The 17048-nt window shown below is 40.0% G+C and carries 19 protein-coding genes; 10 read left to right on the top strand and 9 right to left on the bottom strand.

All coding sequences use genetic code 11. From position 1 onward, the window contains the following. The first annotated feature begins 5 nt into the window (after window positions 1-5). A complete protein-coding gene (locus tag ACULLG_RS00100) occupies window positions 6-1436 on the top strand; it encodes an SLC13 family permease (protein ID WP_452124729.1) in 1431 nt (476 codons plus the stop codon). Window positions 1437-1508: 72 nt separating this feature from the next. Here the strand turns inward: ACULLG_RS00100 and ACULLG_RS00105 are convergent, their stop codons facing one another. Then, window positions 1509-1811 carry a hypothetical protein gene (locus ACULLG_RS00105; RefSeq protein ID WP_452124730.1) on the bottom strand — a complete coding sequence of 101 codons (303 nt, stop codon included), beginning with the start codon at window positions 1809-1811 and terminating at the stop codon, window positions 1509-1511. A gap of 350 nt (window positions 1812-2161) precedes the next feature. After that, complete coding sequence (locus tag ACULLG_RS00110) at window positions 2162-2899, bottom strand: hypothetical protein (protein WP_452124731.1); 738 nt, start codon at window positions 2897-2899, stop codon at window positions 2162-2164. A gap of 268 nt (window positions 2900-3167) precedes the next feature. On the opposite strand from ACULLG_RS00110, the gene ACULLG_RS00115 reads away from it, so the two are divergent. From ACULLG_RS00115 to ACULLG_RS00140, 6 genes are all read left to right on the top strand, one after another. After that, window positions 3168-5666, top strand: a complete 2499-nt coding sequence (locus ACULLG_RS00115) for a zinc-dependent metalloprotease (RefSeq protein WP_452124732.1) — start codon at window positions 3168-3170, stop codon at window positions 5664-5666. Window positions 5667-5839: 173 nt separating this feature from the next. Further along, window positions 5840-6031, top strand: a complete 192-nt coding sequence (locus ACULLG_RS00120) for a hypothetical protein (protein WP_452124733.1) — start codon at window positions 5840-5842, stop codon at window positions 6029-6031. A gap of 105 nt (window positions 6032-6136) precedes the next feature. Beyond that, entirely contained in the window at window positions 6137-6577 is a 441-nt protein-coding gene (locus tag ACULLG_RS00125; RefSeq protein ID WP_452124734.1) for a hypothetical protein, read from the top strand. Between the two features lie 202 nt (window positions 6578-6779). Then, window positions 6780-7592 carry an SH3 domain-containing protein gene (locus ACULLG_RS00130; RefSeq protein WP_452124735.1) on the top strand — a complete coding sequence of 271 codons (813 nt, stop codon included), beginning with the start codon at window positions 6780-6782 and terminating at the stop codon, window positions 7590-7592. Between the two features lie 229 nt (window positions 7593-7821). After that, window positions 7822-8421, top strand: coding sequence for a transcriptional regulator (locus tag ACULLG_RS00135; RefSeq protein WP_452124736.1), 600 nt, complete (start codon window positions 7822-7824; stop codon window positions 8419-8421). Then, complete coding sequence (locus tag ACULLG_RS00140; RefSeq protein ID WP_452124737.1) at window positions 8418-9143, top strand: DUF3307 domain-containing protein; 726 nt, start codon at window positions 8418-8420, stop codon at window positions 9141-9143. The genes ACULLG_RS00135 and ACULLG_RS00140 overlap by 4 nt, the downstream gene beginning before the upstream one ends. A 49-nt stretch (window positions 9144-9192) precedes the next feature. On the opposite strand, the gene ACULLG_RS00145 is transcribed toward ACULLG_RS00140, so the two are convergent. The 4 genes from ACULLG_RS00145 to ACULLG_RS00160 all read right to left on the bottom strand — a co-directional run bounded on the left by ACULLG_RS00145 (window position 9193) and on the right by ACULLG_RS00160 (window position 11908). Then, window positions 9193-10029 (bottom strand): NAD(P)H-binding protein, encoded by an 837-nt coding sequence (locus ACULLG_RS00145; protein WP_452124738.1) that lies wholly within the window; start codon window positions 10027-10029, stop codon window positions 9193-9195. A gap of 23 nt (window positions 10030-10052) precedes the next feature. After that, window positions 10053-10544 (bottom strand): anthrone oxygenase family protein, encoded by a 492-nt coding sequence (locus ACULLG_RS00150; protein WP_452124739.1) that lies wholly within the window; start codon window positions 10542-10544, stop codon window positions 10053-10055. Window positions 10545-10565: 21 nt separating this feature from the next. Then, window positions 10566-10961, bottom strand: a complete 396-nt coding sequence (locus tag ACULLG_RS00155) for a DUF5367 family protein (protein WP_452124740.1) — start codon at window positions 10959-10961, stop codon at window positions 10566-10568. 89 nt (window positions 10962-11050) lie between these two features. Beyond that, a complete protein-coding gene (locus tag ACULLG_RS00160; RefSeq protein WP_452124741.1) occupies window positions 11051-11908 on the bottom strand; it encodes a helix-turn-helix transcriptional regulator in 858 nt (285 codons plus the stop codon). A gap of 89 nt (window positions 11909-11997) precedes the next feature. On the opposite strand from ACULLG_RS00160, the gene ACULLG_RS00165 reads away from it, so the two are divergent. Beyond that, on the top strand, window positions 11998-12687 hold the full coding sequence (locus ACULLG_RS00165; protein WP_452124742.1) for a dioxygenase family protein: 690 nt from the start codon (window positions 11998-12000) through the stop codon (window positions 12685-12687). 60 nt (window positions 12688-12747) lie between these two features. Here ACULLG_RS00165 and ACULLG_RS00170 read toward each other — a convergent pair whose 3' ends face one another. The 3 genes from ACULLG_RS00170 to ACULLG_RS00180 form a co-directional block, all read right to left on the bottom strand. Continuing rightward, window positions 12748-13170 carry a DUF1348 family protein gene (locus ACULLG_RS00170; RefSeq protein ID WP_452124743.1) on the bottom strand — a complete coding sequence of 141 codons (423 nt, stop codon included), beginning with the start codon at window positions 13168-13170 and terminating at the stop codon, window positions 12748-12750. A gap of 99 nt (window positions 13171-13269) precedes the next feature. After that, window positions 13270-14232: an alpha/beta fold hydrolase gene (locus tag ACULLG_RS00175; RefSeq protein ID WP_452124744.1), complete on the bottom strand. Its 963-nt coding sequence runs from the start codon at window positions 14230-14232 to the stop codon at window positions 13270-13272. Window positions 14233-14300: 68 nt separating this feature from the next. Beyond that, window positions 14301-14855: a TetR/AcrR family transcriptional regulator gene (locus tag ACULLG_RS00180; RefSeq protein ID WP_452124745.1), complete on the bottom strand. Its 555-nt coding sequence runs from the start codon at window positions 14853-14855 to the stop codon at window positions 14301-14303. 216 nt (window positions 14856-15071) lie between these two features. Between ACULLG_RS00180 and ACULLG_RS00185 the strand changes: the two genes are divergently transcribed. Then, window positions 15072-15803, top strand: a complete 732-nt coding sequence (locus tag ACULLG_RS00185; RefSeq protein WP_452124746.1) for a hypothetical protein — start codon at window positions 15072-15074, stop codon at window positions 15801-15803. An 81-nt stretch (window positions 15804-15884) separates the two neighbouring features. Further along, window positions 15885-17048, top strand: a complete 1164-nt coding sequence (locus tag ACULLG_RS00190) for an MFS transporter (protein WP_452126512.1) — start codon at window positions 15885-15887, stop codon at window positions 17046-17048.

Genomic DNA, 17048 nt, shown 5'->3' on the forward strand with positions numbered 1-17048 from the left:
CTGAAATGGAAAAATCCAAAATTCTGGGACTCCTTTTAGGTCCAATCGCATTCTTTATCTTAATTAACCTACCTGTTGAATTGGTCTCCGAAAAAGGAGATTCGGTAATCGCCGTGGCGGTCTGGATGCTTATCTGGTGGATTACCGAAGCTGTTTCCATCTCGGTAACGGCGCTATTGCCCCTATTGCTACTGCCCATACTCAAAATATTACCCATTGCCGAAGTAGGCGCCAACTATGGTAGCCCGATTGTATTCCTCTTTTTTGGTGGATTTGTAATGGCATTGGCTTTGGAAAAGGTCAATCTGCACAAACGTATAGCTCTGAACATCATTCGACTTACCGGTACAACTCCAAATAAGGTAATCTTGGGTTTTATGATTGCAACAGCTTCGTTAAGTATGTGGATCAGCAACACCGCCAGCACCGTGGTAATGCTTCCCATTGCATTGTCCGTCATCAATCTTCTTATCGACGATGAGGATGGATTTACAAAAAATGACAAAAACTTTGCCCTTAGCGTTATGCTTGGAATTGCTTTTTCCGCCAATGCTGGTGGAATAGCCACTGTTATCGGCACACCACCTAACTCCGTTTTAATAGGTCTTCTGGAGAATGAGTACAATACCGAGATTTCATTTTTGAAGTGGATGACATTAGGACTCCCTTTTTCAATAATCATGGTTGCCATTTGTTATCTAGTTTTGGTAAAATGGATGTTCCCTAATCGGGAGTTGAAGTTTAATGCATCCAAAGAGGTCATTGATACCGAACTTGAAAAACTGGGGCCAACTTCTGGGAAGGAAAAATTGGTACTGGTCATTTTTGGTGTTACCGTATTTCTCTGGATTTTCAGAACACTGATCAACGCCGTTTTCCCCACTTTGGGACTTACCGACACGATGATCAGTATTTTTGCGGCAATTGCCTTGTTTGCCATTCCATACAATCTAAAAAAGGGAGATTTTATTATCTATTGGAAAGATACCTCAAAACTTGCGTGGGGCATTTTAATTCTTTTTGGTGGTGGGCTTGCCCTGGCCAAAGGGATGTCCACAAGTGGCATCGTAGATATGGTTGCCGCTGCTATTGCCAGTAGTGAAATAAGCATTTTGTTAACAGCATCCTTGCTAATTCTTTTAATGCTCTTTATGACCGAACTAATGAGCAATGTTGCGTTGGTGGCAGTATTGGCTCCCGTAGTTGCCGGTATTGCCATTGGATTGAACATTCCCATTCTGTATTTGCTGATTCCGGTTACCATTGCCAGCAGTTGTGCTTTTATGCTGCCCATGGCCACACCGCCCAATGCCATAGTATTTGCTAGCGGTTATGTGAAAATTGCCCAAATGGCCCGTGTTGGCATCATCTTGAATCTTATCGCTGTGGGGTTGCTCATTTTGGTTTTCAAATATGTAGTTCCTCTTCTTTTTTAAAAAAATAACGGCCCCTACAATCTGGAGGGGCCGTAATCAAACTAACTAACTCAAAAAAGTATGAAACTAACTTTATTGTATATACGGGTCAAAACCGTCAGGTAGATATCCTGAAGTGTTAAATCCGAGTTCTATATGGTCACATTCGTCCATATAGTTAATTGCCTTCAAAGAAAATGAACCACTATAAGGGTCAAAATTTTCAGGTAAATATGGTGCAGTATCAAACCCCAATTCAAAATCCTGGGATTCTTCGATAAATACTACTTTACTAACATCGAATTCCGCTTTTGGAACTTCTGGCTTCATTGCACTGGCAGCTGCCACAAAAGCAACTCCTGCTAACATGCCAAGTTTAAAATTTTTGTAATTCATAACCGTCGTTTTTGATTTGTTGTACAAAGGTATAACCACATTATGTGAAGTTTATTACAATTAGTTTTTTGTTAACGTAGTGTGTGAACCGGGGTAAAAACAGAGTCGATAATTCTGGGTTTTAATTATTGAAAACCTAGTGGTTTTCGTATAAAAAATTTGTAGGATTGTTAGTATTAAAACCCATTTGTTGCCAATTACACTTGGTCGAATTTTGTGTTATTTTTTTGTTAACCCCCACAAACAACAATCCTTGATACATTAATTAACGTTAAAGCAACAAAAAGCCCTCGATCGAGGGCTTTTCTAACTAACTCAAAAATTTGTAAAATGAAAACTAAAACATCCTACTATTTTGCCCTTGCATACGGGTCAAATCCTTCAGGGAGATACCCAGAGGCATCAAATCCCAAATCTATATCTTCTTCCTCCATAAAATTGATGGAAGCCACTTCAACAGAACCTTCATACGGGTCAAATCCGTTAGGCAACACATATTCGCTGTTAAGTCCAAGGTTTAGCTCCACTTCCTCTTCAATGTAGGGGATAGCGTTCAAATCAACATACGCTTCGAAAGATGAAAATCCTTCTGGCAAATAATCCCTGGTATCAAAACCTAGATCGTCGTCGTTCTCATCTTCAATATAATTGATGGAGTGAACATCGACAATGTCGGTGTAGGGGTCAAATCCCTCAGGTAAATGCTCAGAAGCATTAAAATCCAAGTTCAATTCAGTTTCGTCTTCGAGGTATATAATGGAATTCAAATCAAAATAGGTTTCATAGGGATTAAAGCCCTCTGGAAGATAATCGGAGGTATCAAACCCCAAATCGTCCATCGATTCTTCTTCTACGAATTCAATTTCATTTAAATTCAGTTCAAAGGACCCTTCATTATACATTGCGCATAATTTTGAAGTTGCCTCTTTTCGCTCAGCATTGATCTGCAATACTGTAAAATTGTTCTCAAACGTACTGGTGGATTCCAATTTGGTTTCTACAACAGGGACCGCCGTACTTTGTTGGTCGTTTGCTACAGCCGTACTACCTAAGAGTACGCAACCGTAAATCATTAATAACTTGTTCATTTTTGATTGAATTTTTTGATTGATGATGTATGCTTATAAGACTATCCAAATTCTAAATTGTTACAACTTTTTCTTTTTTTTAAGGAAAAACAAATTTCCGCTCAGCCCAACTATAGGTGGTGTTTCAACGGAAATCACCAGTAAAATTAGATACTCCCGAAGGTTACTATATACCAGAAAAAAATTGAGAGTTAATATTTATTTAACAGTCTGTTTTTAGGTTTTTTAGGTTCTTTGGTGGCTATTCATTACATCAAACCGACATCAAATGATCAAAAACATTCTTACCCAAGTTTTTTTGGCCCTTTTTCTTTTAGGTGCCGTACAAACTTCAGAAGCACAACTTTTTAAAAAGAAAAAAAAGAAGACCGAACAAAAAGCGGATGACAAACCTAAAAAGGACGATATCAAACCTTATGAGAAAGTCATCACCAAGGATGCCAAAACCGATGAAGGGCTTTTTCAGGTTCACCAGGTAGACGACAAACATTATTATGAGATTCCCGACTCTCTTTTCAATAGGGAGATGTTGATGGTAAGTAGAATTTCCAAAACTGCGACAGGAATCGGTTTTGGGGGGGGGAAAATCAACACACAAGTACTGCGTTGGGAAAAAAAGCCTAAAAAAGTATTGCTTCGGGTTGTTTCCTATGGCAATGTAGCCGCAGATTCATTACCAGTGCATGAAGCCGTGGTCAATTCAAATTTTGAACCTGTGCTCTTTGCTTTTGACATTAAGGCATTCAACAAAAAAGATTCTTTGAATCCAGCTACAGTCATCGAAGTGGATCCTTTGTTCAGTAAGGATGTAAAACCGTTAGGAATGCCCGATGGAAGAAGAAAACAATATAAAATCAGCCGTTTAGATGGAGAACGAAGCTATATCGAATCCATTAAAAGCTATCCGCTGAATATCGAGGCAAGGCATGTAAAAACTTATGCCGCGGGTGCTCCGCCAAGTAATCAAAGCTTGGGCTCAATTTCTGTAGAAATCAACAATTCCATGATATTGTTGCCGAAAGAACCCATGAAACGTCGCTATTTTGATGAACGCGTAGGGTGGTTTGCAAGAGGTCAGGTAGATTACGGATTGGATGTCCAAGAAAGTAAAACAATTCGTTACCTAGATCGTTGGCGTTTGGAGGTAAAAGATGAGGATATTGAAAAATATGAAGCAGGAGAATTGGTCGAACCCAAAAAACCTATTGTCTATTATGTAGATCGTGCCACTCCAAAAACATGGGTACCCTATATAAAACAAGGTATCGAGGATTGGCAAGTAGCCTTCGAAGCTGCTGGATTTAAAAATGCCATCCTTGCAAAAGACCCGCCTACTGAAGAAGAAGATCCTGAGTGGTCACCCGAAGATGTACGATATTCCGTAGTGCGTTATCTGGCATCACCAATTCCAAACGCAAACGGACCACACGTTAGTGATCCACGAAGTGGTGAAATTCTGGAATCCGACATCAATTGGTACCATAATGTAATGACCTTGCTTCGCAACTGGTTCTTTGTACAAACGGCAGCCATTAATCTCGACGCAAGAACCACCGCTTTTAAAGATGAAATCATGGGCAGGTTGATTCGTTTTGTATCTGCTCACGAAGTCGGACATACTTTGGGACTTCCGCACAACATGGGAAGTAGTGTTGCCTATCCAGTGGACTCGTTACGTTCAGCAAGCTTTACCCAAAAATATGGTACAGCCCCTTCCATAATGGATTATGCCAGGTTCAATTATGTTGCTCAGCCAGAGGACAAAGGTGTTGCGCTAATGCCCAACATCGGCATCTACGACAAACATGCAATCAAATGGGGCTACAAACCTATTTTGGATACCTCAGCAGAAGATGAAAAACCAATATTGAATAGCTGGATCAGGGCACATGAAAATGACCCAATGTACAGGTTTGGACATCAACAGGTGGGAGATATCCATGACCCCAGTTCTCAGACCGAAGATTTAGGTGATGATGCTATAAAAGCTAGTTTATATGGAATAGCCAACCTAAAGCGTATCGTACCTAATTTAGCCAAGTGGACAACTGAGGATGGCAAGGACTATAATGACCTTGGCACTTTATACGGACAAGTCGTGGCGCAGTTCAGAAGATATATGGGGCATGTATCCAATAATATTGGCGGTGTTTACGAATATTATAAAACTGCCGACCAAGATGGAGCCGTGTATACGCATGTTGACAAAGACCATCAAAAAAATGCTATGACCTTTATGCAGGAAGAGCTATTTGAAACTCCAGATTGGCTTATCGATCAGGAAATTTTCAACAAAATAGAATATTCAGGATCCGTGGAAAGGATTCGTTCCATGCAAGTGCGCTATTTAGACAACATCCTTCATTTGGGAAAACTAGCCCGAATTATTGAAAATGAAACCATGAATGGCAAAGATGCCTACGGTTTATTGGAAATGATGCGGGATCTTAGAAGAGGAATTTGGTCAGAAACAAGAAGTGGTAATTCCATAGATACCTATCGAAGAAATCTTCAAAAAGCCCACATCGACCGTCTGGAATATTTAATGACTGCCGAAAATCAAGGTAAACTTTCTGATTTTGGCGGATACCGTAAATCCACTATCATAAACACTAGTCAGTCCGATATCCGTTCCGTGGCGAGAGCGGAGCTCAATAATTTAAAAAGGGACATCAGTAGCGGACTTGGACGAATTTCAGATACTATGAGCAGGTACCACCTACAAGATGCTCTGGAGCGTATCGACTTGATTTTGGATCCAAAATAATTTCTGAGGTCTAGGATTTTACGGTGAGATTTGGCCTTTTTTGGTTAAACAGTGCATTTTGTCGATTATACCATACTTTTTGTCCTGTTTACATCTAAAAAAGGCCATTTCACAACATATGGTGGGTAAGTGCCACTGCTTTCCCTATTTTAGTAATCCCAAATCTCAAAATCATGACCTACAAAATCAAGAGCTTCCTTTATTTTTTATGCTTTGCCATTGCAGCCTTTATTTATAACAACATTGAGCAAAAAGATGAAAAGTTTCAAAACCAGGCAAGCTCCCCAGCCATGGTTGAAACCGATTTCGAAGATGTCGACGATGTCAACGAAACTCAAGAAGACCGTATAGTAGGTTTGGAATAGTTTCAAAAAAATTCCCATTGTTAAATGCTTCATAATTGATGATATGGTGGTTAAACCATAGCACACAAGTATTGTCTTATTACCAAATCATTAAAATTTAAGCATATGAAACAGTTAGCAATTGTGTTGGCCTTAATGACCAGCATAAGTATTGTGGCCCAAAAGCCCACGAGAGGGCAAAAAGGGGCTAAAATGGACTTTACAGTGGAGCAGTTGGCCACTTTAAAAACCAAAAAAATGACTTTGGCTCTTGACCTCACCAAGGCACAACAAGCAAAGGTGATGGACATTAACTTGGAACAGGCAGAATATCGCAAAACCAAATATGCCGAAATCCAAACCAAAAGAGAAAGTGGGGAATGGAAAAAACCCACGTCTGATGAACGATTTGCATTCGAAAATGCTCGATTGGACCGTCAAATCACACATCAGCAAAAAATGAAGGAAGTATTGACAAAGGAACAATACCAAACCTGGAAAAAATTAAAACTGAAAAAGGGAATGAACGGCAAAAAGAAAATGCAGGAGAAGGGAAGAAGAGGATAGTGTTTTTTGTTGATTTTAGAAGCCGCGCCGGCCATGGACGCGGCTTCTTTTTTGTCCAAATTTTGGAAGCTCTCATTAAAATTGCATTCTTATCTTTATAAAAAGTACTCCGTAGGTGTATTTCGGAAAACCAACCCAACATGTTGGCCCGTATATATTTCAACCTCCCTAAGGACTGTCCTAATCCTTAAAATTCTGAAATATGAAATCAAAATGCACAATCGCGGTCTTTACCGCCCTATTATCACTTACCCTAACTTTTGCCCAACGTTTTCACTGCCCAGAATGGGAATGTAGATTTCAACCAGGAGAACAAGTATATATTTTTGGCAATGATGTTAAATTAAGAGCTGAGCCCAATACCGAATCCAAAGTTTTGGAACTTCTTAAAATAGGAGAATGGGTAAAAATCATTGAAATAACCAATTTTACCTGGCCTTACAACGGCTTCGATTCTCCTTTTTACAAAGTAAAGTATGATGACATGACTGGATATATCTTAGGTGGATTGCTCTCTTTGGAAAAGAAAACTGTGGGTGGAACAGATTATTTTTTCGCTTATTCCCGTGAGGGAGAAAAAACCTTTTTGAACGTACGGAGTATGTACTTTGGCCGTATGCTCGAAAAGAAAATTCCATTGGCAAGTCCCACTATCAATATAAAAACATATGGCAACAGGGGTATTGAAAATTTAGACGGTATTATTTTTGTTCGCAATTATTCGGATATTGACGATTTAGATCTTGGAAGCAATTACGTATTTGCCTTTGAAGGCACGCTAACTTCATATCAACTTACCCAAATTGATTATGACGATGCGTCGTATTATTCCGAAAAATTTGTTTTCCCTGATGAAGAAGGAGGTATTCCAGGAAAAATAATCTTCAAAAAAGAGGAGGGGCTTCATTTTTTGGATGAAAAAAATAAGTGGCTTTACACCAGTATGGAAACCTGGAAATTACATTGGGATTATAACACATTGGTGCCAAACTTCAGGGAGAAACCTGTAAACTAGAACTGTCTAAAAGATATCATTGGTCTCAAACTGTTGAGATTCTGAAATATTTTCAGATATGGTGCATTACCCCTTTTTGGGCAACCTCATACTTGTTCTATTTTATTGTCAGTTATTTTACCGATATTTGTAATTATCTGCTATTTTACAGATATTTTTATTTATCTGTTAATTCACAGATATTTTAAATTATCTACTATTAAGCAGATAATTGTTTAAAAAACTCAAAATGATAGCTGTACTGACAGGGGATATCAAAAATTCAACTGAACACAAAGTTCAAAAATGGATGCCTTTATTAAAACAGGCACTAAACCGATACGGAAATGAACCTGCTCAGTGGGAAATCTATCGAGGAGATAGTTTTCAGTTGGAAGTAGTGCCCGAAAAAGCCATGGAAGCGGCCATCTATATAAAGGCCTGCCTAAAGCAACTAAAAGGTATAGACGTTCGCATGGGCATTGGTATAGGAAAAAAAGACTACAGTTCAGAAAAAATAACCGAATCCAACGGTACTGCATTTGTAAATTCCGGCAAGTGTTTTGAAAGTCTAAAAAAGCAAAATTTAGGGGTAAAGTCCGCCAATACAACATTTGATGAACACATCAACCTGTTATTGGAACTAGCTCTTTTAACTATGGACGACTGGACCCCCGCCATTTCAAAGACCGTGAAAAGTGCGCTTGAAAACCCAGAAATGAATCAAAAGGAATTGGGGTCCATTTTTAACAAATCCCAAGGAAACATAAGCGAGGAGCTCAATAAGGCTGGATTTGACGAAGTGAAAAAAATGATCCAATTTTATACCACCCAACTTACACAGTTATGACCTTATTCGCACTAAAACTAATTTTGGCTCATTTTTTAGGTGATTTTGTATTTCAACCTGCCCATTGGGTCGAAGATAAGCTTGAAAAAAAGTGGAAATCCAAATACCTCTATTGGCATATGGGTGTACATTTGCTGGCCCTACTTCTTGTATTGCAGTTTCAACAATTGGGGATTATCGCAATAATTATCGTTTCGCATTATATCATTGACTTTGGAAAACTTGCCTTCACAAACGAAAAAAATTATAGATGGCTCTTTGCACTCGATCAACTGTTGCACATTGGTGTTCTTATCGCGGTAATCTATTGGACAACCCCATTTGAAATTGATTTCCCTACTCTTTTCGGAGAAGCAAACCTGCTCTTTCTAACTTTCTTGGCTTTTGTGACCTACGTTTCTGGAATTATTATGAGAATGTTGTTGGCTCCCTACTTTGCGGAAGTAATCAAAGATGACCATGCAGAAGGTGGTTCCCTAAAAAATGCAGGCAAATATATCGGCATGTTGGAACGCCTATTCGTTTTCGGCTTTATTTTATTGAATCAATGGGCAGCCATCGGATTATTGATTACGGCCAAATCCGTTTTCCGGTTTGGTGACCTCAACAAGGGTAAAAACAGAAAACTCACTGAATATGTGCTTATTGGAACCCTCCTGAGCTTTGGCCTGGCTATTTTGGCTGGAATGTTATACAATCATTTGATTGAGGTACTGCAATAAAAAAAGCAGACCTTTTGGGGTCTGCCTTATTCATCATTTAAAATTGCCATCAAACCCTAACAGGCTGATTCCAAATACCGGTTGCAGCGGTTTCTTCGACATAGACCGAAAAATCTTTGGGTTTTCTGCCCAAAACTTGCTCTATATCGTGTGTGATCACCTGATTCGCCTCATTTCCCAAAACTTCGGTAAAAAGATAGTTGATCAACCAAACATAATCTCCAGGCACACCTTGGTCCTTTAACATTTGGGTATATGCCGGCAGTCCAATGGGCGTAAAAGCTATTTCTTTTCCCGCTGCCCGCGCAATTTCTGCCATGACTTCTCGAAAGGTCAAAAATCGAGGACCTGTCAACTCAAAAATATTTCCATTATGTACATTGTTCAACAAGGCTTCAACCGCAACGTCAGCTATATCATCTGCATCTACATAGGGGACTTTTACATCGGCTTGCGGCAAGGCAACAAAGCCCGCTTGAATAGGTTCCAAAAAGAAACTCTCGCTAAAATTCTGGTTGAACCAACTAGCCCGAACAATGGTGTAATCCAATCCACTATTAATTACAACTTGTTCACACAATTCAGCCTCTCGCTCCCCTTTTCCCGAAAGCAGTACCAATTTTTGCACCCCTTTTCTTTTTGCTTCCTTGACCAAACCTTCAATGGCTTCCAAAGCTCCAGGAACTGCTAGATCGGGTTGAAAAGTAATGTATACCTTTTCCATTCCTTCCAAGGCCATGCCCCAGGTTTCGGTTTTATCCCAATCAAAAGCGGGACTTTCACTTCGGGAACCAACGCGGACGTTATGCCCTTGTTCTCTTAGTTTTTGAACGATTCTACGTCCGGTTTTTCCTGTTCCTCCCAACACTAAAATGTTGTTTTTCATAATTGTCGTTTTTAGATTTTATATTATTTACTTATTCCTGTAATGATCAGTAATGCGAATGAAATTGTTGTTGATACCATCCTGATGGTGTGAAACCGATTCCACGGGTTTTCAAACTTCTCTCGAAGCGTTTTCAATTCTTCGGCGCTACTTTGTAGAAGATCCGTTTTATCCAAAATTTGATTAAGGGGTACATTGCCCATAACGGTGACCATAATCAACCCAAAAAAGTAAATGGCAACTGCTATCGTTATCATCCAAAAATGTGCGGTAGAAATGCCTTTGTTAGCAAATATGGTAGCGATACCCATAAAAAACGAACCTATGAAAACAGTAAAAAACAATGGATTTTCAATGCTGCGATTCATTTTCTGAAATGCATTCAGATAGTTCAGGTCGTCCAATTGTCCAATACCAGGCGTTACGGTGTTTCCCCAGGTAAAGCATAGTCCGGCGACCAGGCCAAAGCATAGCGTGACCGCTAAAAGTGTGAGATTGCTCATTGTAATTTCCATAGTCCATAATTTTGCTTAGTTCTATTGTTTGTTAAACTTCATACTGACCTTGATATACCAATACAGTGTGGTCACTAGCATAAATTCCAACCCGATCAACCAAAATCCCAAGTCGGTAAAAAATGTGTGATAACTGCCTCCATTAGGGATGATCATAAAGGGTACGGTAATCAATGCATCAAGAATTGCACTTGTAAGGAATAGTGTCTGACCAAGTTGCCGACCATTCATTTTCGCTCCCTTTTTGTAGTATAGCCGAGCTCCCGTCCAAACCAAGGGAATCACCGCTGCAAATAAAACTGCATTGGCTTGTTGTTCCTTATCGTCCATTATTGGAAGATAAAAGGAGAGGGCGTATGTGCTAACCCCAAGTATCCAAATCAATACCCCGATTCCAATCGCTCTCAATGTTTTCATGACTCCTTGTTTTTAAATTACGAAGCAAAACTAGGCAGACCCTTAAGGGAGAAGTTGTTCGAAAAGGAGTATGATTTGTTCGAAAAGTATTATTGCTTGATCTCGCTGGGGCGGAAACCGAATTTTTTGGCGAAGGCGTTGGAAAAAGAGCTCAAACTATCATAGCCAACATGCCAGGCGGCTTCTTGGACGGTAGCTTCATTTTTTCGAATGAGATCATGGGCCTTGGTCATACGTTCATTCTGAAGATATTTAAACACGGGCACACCAAATAGTTTCTTGAAATCCTTTTTAAGTTTGAAGGTATTCAAACCAATCTGTAGCGAAAGTTCCGTAAGCGAAGGAGGAGTGTCCAAATTATTGGATAGAATTTCTTTAGCCTCATACAATTTCTTTCGCTCAACCTTATTGATTCTATCTTCTTTTAAGGTTGACAACTGCCAAAAAAAATGGGATAGCAAAGCGGTAATCTGACTCCTGAAGAACATCATCTTTGCTTTACCTTTATAGGTGTTTTTGAAAATGCCATCTACGATATGTTGCATTTCCGGGGTCATAAAAAATCGTGGCCCCTCGACATAGCTATCCGAAGGTTTTACCAATTGTTCCAATAATTCCGAGAACAATTCCCCCTCATTATTGGGTAACTTTTCCAAGTTTTTCGGTGATGTTGCGATAACAATACATTGCAATGGCTTTTCCGCAGAGACGGTATGCACACAATCTACATGCTCATCAGCATAAAAGGATAAGGCGAGTCCTTTGGTGTGCTCATATTCCTTTTGCTTGTTTCCATATTCCATGGACAAATGCACATTGCCTGAACCATAAAGTGCTACTGCAATCACAGGTTCATCAAAACGACAGGTATCTGTAGTGACCTTGTCTGAATTGGCCTCTTCCACCAAAATGGTAAAATCATTTATATCAAGGATATCTCGTGTCATCCGTCTTAATTACGCCCACTAAATTTACCTAATTTCAAGCAAAAAATAGGGTGTTTGTATTCATAACTGTTGTGTACAAAACAATAGTCATGAACAGAAAAAAATTCCTAAAAAACCTCGGAAGTGGAGTGATTGCTGCCCCAGTAATCCCAACCATCTTAACTAGTTGTACCAAAGATGATGATGGCAACGCGATGCCCAATCCAAATGCTTGTGCCCCAAGTCCAACAGAAGTCGCCGGACCCTTCCCTATCAAAACACCTTCGGATTGGATTAGAACCAATATTGTTGGAAATCGTTCCGGAGTGGCATTAATGATCAATATTACCGTTCAGAACACCAATGCCAATTGTGCGGCTTTGGAAGGTGTTTTTGTGGATGTTTGGATGTGTGACGCCAAAGGAAACTACTCGGAATACAATGAGCAGTTGGATGGAGATTTCACTGCCCAACATTTTTTACGTGGACGTCAAACCACAAATGCTGAAGGTAAAGTGTCCTTCGTCAGTATTTATCCAGGTTGGTATCCCGGAAGGGCGCCCCACATTCATTTAGAGGTAAAAAGAGGGAACAGTTCTATTTTGGTCACCCAAATTGCTTTTCCCGAAAACGTTTCAAAAACAGTTTATGCCACAAACGGTTATAAAGGGAATTTTGATACCACCAATGCCTCCGACGGGGAATTTTCAAACAGCTTGAACAATAATATAGCGGATTCAGTCACTGGAAACACCACCGACGGTTATACCTTGACCAAGATCATCAAAGTAAAAGGTTAGTGTTTTGGTTACCTTTTGTTTGTTTTTCGATGAAAAATGGGGCCTGAAAAGCCCCATTTTTTATTTCAGCTTCCGATCCTCTTCTTTTATGGGCACATCATTGATGCTGGCATAGCGCTTTTTCATTAACCCATTATTATCAAACTCCCAATTCTCATTACCATGGGCACGAAACCAATCCCCACCCTTCGTTTGGTATTCATATTCAAACCGGACCGCAATACGGTCATCGCTATGGGCCCAATATTCCTTTTTCAATTTATAGTTGCGCTCGTTCTGCCATTTGTTTTCCAAAAACGACTGGATTTCATCTCTTCCGTTTATAAATTCAGAACGATTTCGCCATTCACTGTCCACGGTATAGGCTTTGGAAACCTTGATTGGGTCTTGGCTGTTCCAAGCGTCCTCGGCCAATTGAATCTTTTGTATGGCCGTCTCCAAAGTAAAAGGAGGTACTGGTAATTTTACTTTGTCTTTTTGCATGATGTTTGTAATTGTTTGTGATTTGGACTGAGTCGTAAAAAGGAGAAAAACACTACCCGCAGCATCATGAAAAAACTATGCTACGGGCAGCGAACCTAATTATTGGATTTTGTTCTTTTTCAGGAAATTATCGATATAGTTGGCGATTTCATCTCCTTTTTCTTCCAAGGCAAAGTGACCTGTGTTCAACAAATGGAATTCTACATTTTTTAGATCTCTTTTATACGGATGTGCCCCAGCTGGTGGAAAAATATAGTCGTTCTTTCCCCATACAATCAAGGTAGGTACCTGATACTCTCGAAACAGTTTTTGCCACCCAGGGTATCTGTCAACATTGGTCCTGTAATCATAGAACATGGCCAATTGGATCTCATTGTTCTCCGGACGGGTCAGATGTTGTAAATCAATGTTCCAGTTATCAGGGCTTACCTTGGTGCTGTCCTGAACTCCGTGCAAATACTGCCATTTAAGACCTCCTAATTGGTGAAAACCTTCCAAGGCCTTTCCGTTTTCAACCGTGTATTCGTTCCAATACTTTTTAAGGGGAATCCAGAAATCCACCAATCCCTCATCATAGGCATTTCCATTTTGAACAATGAATGCATCTACACGTTCCGGATGTTTTTCAAAGATTCTGTACCCAACCGGCGCACCATAATCCATTAAGTAAAGGCTATAGCGATTTACTTTAAGTTGTACCAAAAGCTCATCAATAATCTCTGCAAAATTGTCAAAGGTATAGTCAAACTCTTCCATCGGAGGTTGGGAGCTACGTCCATAACCCGGGTAATCGGGCGCAATTAAATGGTAGTCTTGCGACAAATCTTCCATTAAATTGCGGAACATGTGCGAAGAAGTGGGATAACCATGCAATAAAAGTAGGGTCGGTGCATCTTTAGGGCCCGCTTCGCGGTAAAAAATATCCAATCCGGACACCTTTGCGGTGTGGTAGGTTGTTGGATAATCTTGTTTTGCTACGGATCTTTTGTGCTGTCCGTTAAGGTTCGAGGCGACCAATACCGCCAAAGTAAAAAGTGTTACAATTGTTTTTCTAGTTTTCATTGTTTTAAATTTAATTGTTGTAATCATTAAATTACCGAACGTTCGGTAATTTTAAAATTCAAATTTTTTTAGGTTTTGTATCGGTTTTCAATTTGCTGAATCGCCTGCTGAAAAGGTTCCGTACTGTCCATGGCTTTGGAAAGTACCAAACTGCCCTGTACTTCAATAAAGCTTTGCTTTGCCATTTGCATGGCCGTCTCCGCATCTTGCCCAACGGCTTTTCCCAAAATGCTGAACGACTCCAGCCATTGGTTTATTCCCTTTTCAATCTTTTCACCAAACAGCGCCATTCCGGTATCCATGGAAAGGGAACGATACAAACATACCTCCCGCCCCTCGTTGTAAACGGCATTGATGTTGTCCAAAGCTTCTTTTAAACGTTGGGTTGGTGCCAGTTTTTCATCAGAGAGCACTTTATAGACCTTATCATTGATCCACGATTCCATAAAGTCGAGGACGGCAGCGGTCATTTCTTTTTTCCCTCCGGGAAAGCGATGGTACAGACTCGCTTTTTTTAGACCCGTGGCCTCTGCCAACTCATTAAGGCTGGCTCCATCATATCCTTTGGAACGAAACACGGACATGAGCCCGTTTAAAATTTCTATATCTGATACTTTTGCCATTCTCATGGAACAAATGTAGAAAGAATTTCAATTTTACCAAACGTTCGGTAAAATTTTAACATTTATTTTCAAATTACTTCGGCCCAACAAAAGAGTCAGAACAATTTTTAACTATCTTGTAATCAACAAACTCCCCCTATTTTTTATAAAGTGCTAACTGCATATCCCCATGCAGCGATTAGCGATGTCATTTTCTAATCTCTAAAAAATAGCGCAATGGATCGTTACAAAAGTCTGTACAAATGGATGATCATTCCCATGATCTTTATGCAATTTGGAATTTTTAGAGATTATTGGGGAGATTTTACCAAAAACGGTTGGGCTGTTCATGTGCATTACTGGACAGGAACCATCTGGTATCTGTATTTGATCATACAACCGTATTATGCCACCCACGGAAAAATGGAGAAACATCGCACCAACGGCATAATAGGAATGTTCTTGGCTGGAGGTGTCTGTATTACTGCCTTGAGCATGCTGTTCAGGGACATTACCAATGCCAACGATTCCGCTCAATTTAGAGATGACTTTGGTCCTTTTGAGCCTTGGTTCTTTATTGGAGTAGCTGCGGTTGAAATTGTTATGATATTGGCCTTTGGTTATGCTGTGATCATGAGTATTTTAAAACGAAAAAGCATGGAAGATCATGCCTGGTGGTTAATCACTACGGTATTCTTAATAATGATGCCCGCTTTAGGTCGTGGAATCCAGAATGTATACGTTTTAATACACTTGGAAGAATGGCCCGTTATTAATATTATGACTCCAGTCTATTTTACACAAGCTCTTATCATAGGTATGATACTCTTGGCAGCTTGGAAGTATAAAAAACTAAAACACCCAGCTACTTATTTGGCCGTATTCGTGAATATTTACACCTGCTTTTTGGAGCCTTTAGGCCGTTCTCCGGCAGTGGAGGCTTTTTTACGGGCCGTAATTAAGGATTAAAGGATTTTACTTTTGGTTATTTCTCAGCCGTAGTTTTCCTTCTCACCTCGAAATGACTATTTTTCGGTTTCAATTTGTATGGTGAAACCTCCTAAACATATTCTGCCTACCATTGTAATTGCGCAATTCTTTTGTACATCACTTTGGTTTGCCGGTAATGGGGTACTCGTATCCTTGATTGCAGATTCCAGCATGGGGGTGGATAGTGTCGGCAACATTACCTCAGCGGTTCAGTTTGGGTTTATTCTGGGCACTTTATTATTTGCCCTCTTAACAATAACAGACCGTTTCTCACCTTCCAAAGTGTTTTTATGGAGTGCCATTTTGGGTGCTTTGAGCAATTTGGCGCTAGTTGGGGACGGTATTGGCGGGACACAAATATTAGTTTCCCGTTTTTTTACCGGTTTCTTTTTGGCAGGCATCTATCCCGTAGGAATGAAAATAGCTGCTGATTATTTTGACAAGGGCTTGGGTAAATCATTGGGATATTTAGTAGGTGCTTTGGTGCTGGGAACGGCCCTACCTCACTTTTTAAAATGGGTTTCTGCGGTGTTTCCTTGGCAATATGTAATCTATGCAACTTCGGTACTGGCGGTTTTGGGTGGAGTCCTGATGGTCTTTCTGGTCCCAGATGGCCCAAACCGAAAATCCAGTCAACATTTGGACTTTACCGCATTTTACTCCGTTTTTAAAAAGAAAAAATTCAGGGCGGCGGCCTTCGGTTACTTTGGACATATGTGGGAACTGTATACTTTTTGGGCCTTTGTTCCTGTATTATTGGCGCTCCATATGGAATGGAACGGTCTAAGTCTGTTCCCCATATCTTTTTGGTCTTTCTGGATTATCGCCATAGGCGGACTGGCCTGTGTGATTGGGGGATATATTTCACTCCGAAAAGGTGCTAAACCCACAGCAACAACGGCTTTGTTGCTTTCTGGGCTGTGCTGTTTGGTATCTCCTTTATTTTTAAGTTATGCCCCAACTCCTATTTTCATACTGTTCCTTTTGTTTTGGGGAATGGTGGTCATCATGGATTCACCCCTATTCTCCACCCTTGTGGCACAAAATGCCCCAATAGAAATCAAGGGTACGGCTTTGACCATTGTGAATTGCATTGGTTTTGCCATCACCATTGTGAGTTTGCAGGTGATTACTTTGCTTCAAGATTTTATTCCACCCCAATATCTTTTTATGGTTTTGGCCATTGGTCCTATTTTCGGGTTATTGGGATTACGAAGAAAATAA

The organism is Flagellimonas sp. 2504JD1-5 (assembly GCF_053618295.1).

What these genes read in the sequence shown, in the direction of transcription:
- ACULLG_RS00165 (WP_452124742.1), top strand. Translation starts at nt 11,998, where the DNA reads ATGAACAGAAAAAAATTCCTAAAAAACCTCGGAAGTGGAGTGATTGCT.
- ACULLG_RS00170 (WP_452124743.1), bottom strand. Translation starts at nt 13,170, where the DNA reads ATGCAAAAAGACAAAGTAAAATTACCAGTACCTCCTTTTACTTTGGAG.
- ACULLG_RS00120 (WP_452124733.1), top strand. Translation starts at nt 5,840, where the DNA reads ATGACCTACAAAATCAAGAGCTTCCTTTATTTTTTATGCTTTGCCATT.
- ACULLG_RS00135 (WP_452124736.1), top strand. Translation starts at nt 7,822, where the DNA reads ATGATAGCTGTACTGACAGGGGATATCAAAAATTCAACTGAACACAAA.
- ACULLG_RS00155 (WP_452124740.1), bottom strand. Translation starts at nt 10,961, where the DNA reads ATGAAAACATTGAGAGCGATTGGAATCGGGGTATTGATTTGGATACTT.
- ACULLG_RS00145 (WP_452124738.1), bottom strand. Translation starts at nt 10,029, where the DNA reads ATGAAAAACAACATTTTAGTGTTGGGAGGAACAGGAAAAACCGGACGT.
- ACULLG_RS00105 (WP_452124730.1), bottom strand. Translation starts at nt 1,811, where the DNA reads ATGAATTACAAAAATTTTAAACTTGGCATGTTAGCAGGAGTTGCTTTT.
- ACULLG_RS00110 (WP_452124731.1), bottom strand. Translation starts at nt 2,899, where the DNA reads ATGAACAAGTTATTAATGATTTACGGTTGCGTACTCTTAGGTAGTACG.
- ACULLG_RS00125 (WP_452124734.1), top strand. Translation starts at nt 6,137, where the DNA reads ATGAAACAGTTAGCAATTGTGTTGGCCTTAATGACCAGCATAAGTATT.
- ACULLG_RS00180 (WP_452124745.1), bottom strand. Translation starts at nt 14,855, where the DNA reads ATGGCAAAAGTATCAGATATAGAAATTTTAAACGGGCTCATGTCCGTG.
- ACULLG_RS00185 (WP_452124746.1), top strand. Translation starts at nt 15,072, where the DNA reads ATGGATCGTTACAAAAGTCTGTACAAATGGATGATCATTCCCATGATC.
- ACULLG_RS00115 (WP_452124732.1), top strand. Translation starts at nt 3,168, where the DNA reads ATGATCAAAAACATTCTTACCCAAGTTTTTTTGGCCCTTTTTCTTTTA.
- ACULLG_RS00175 (WP_452124744.1), bottom strand. Translation starts at nt 14,232, where the DNA reads ATGAAAACTAGAAAAACAATTGTAACACTTTTTACTTTGGCGGTATTG.
- ACULLG_RS00130 (WP_452124735.1), top strand. Translation starts at nt 6,780, where the DNA reads ATGAAATCAAAATGCACAATCGCGGTCTTTACCGCCCTATTATCACTT.
- ACULLG_RS00140 (WP_452124737.1), top strand. Translation starts at nt 8,418, where the DNA reads ATGACCTTATTCGCACTAAAACTAATTTTGGCTCATTTTTTAGGTGAT.
- ACULLG_RS00160 (WP_452124741.1), bottom strand. Translation starts at nt 11,908, where the DNA reads ATGACACGAGATATCCTTGATATAAATGATTTTACCATTTTGGTGGAA.
- ACULLG_RS00100 (WP_452124729.1), top strand. Translation starts at nt 6, where the DNA reads ATGGAAAAATCCAAAATTCTGGGACTCCTTTTAGGTCCAATCGCATTC.
- ACULLG_RS00150 (WP_452124739.1), bottom strand. Translation starts at nt 10,544, where the DNA reads ATGGAAATTACAATGAGCAATCTCACACTTTTAGCGGTCACGCTATGC.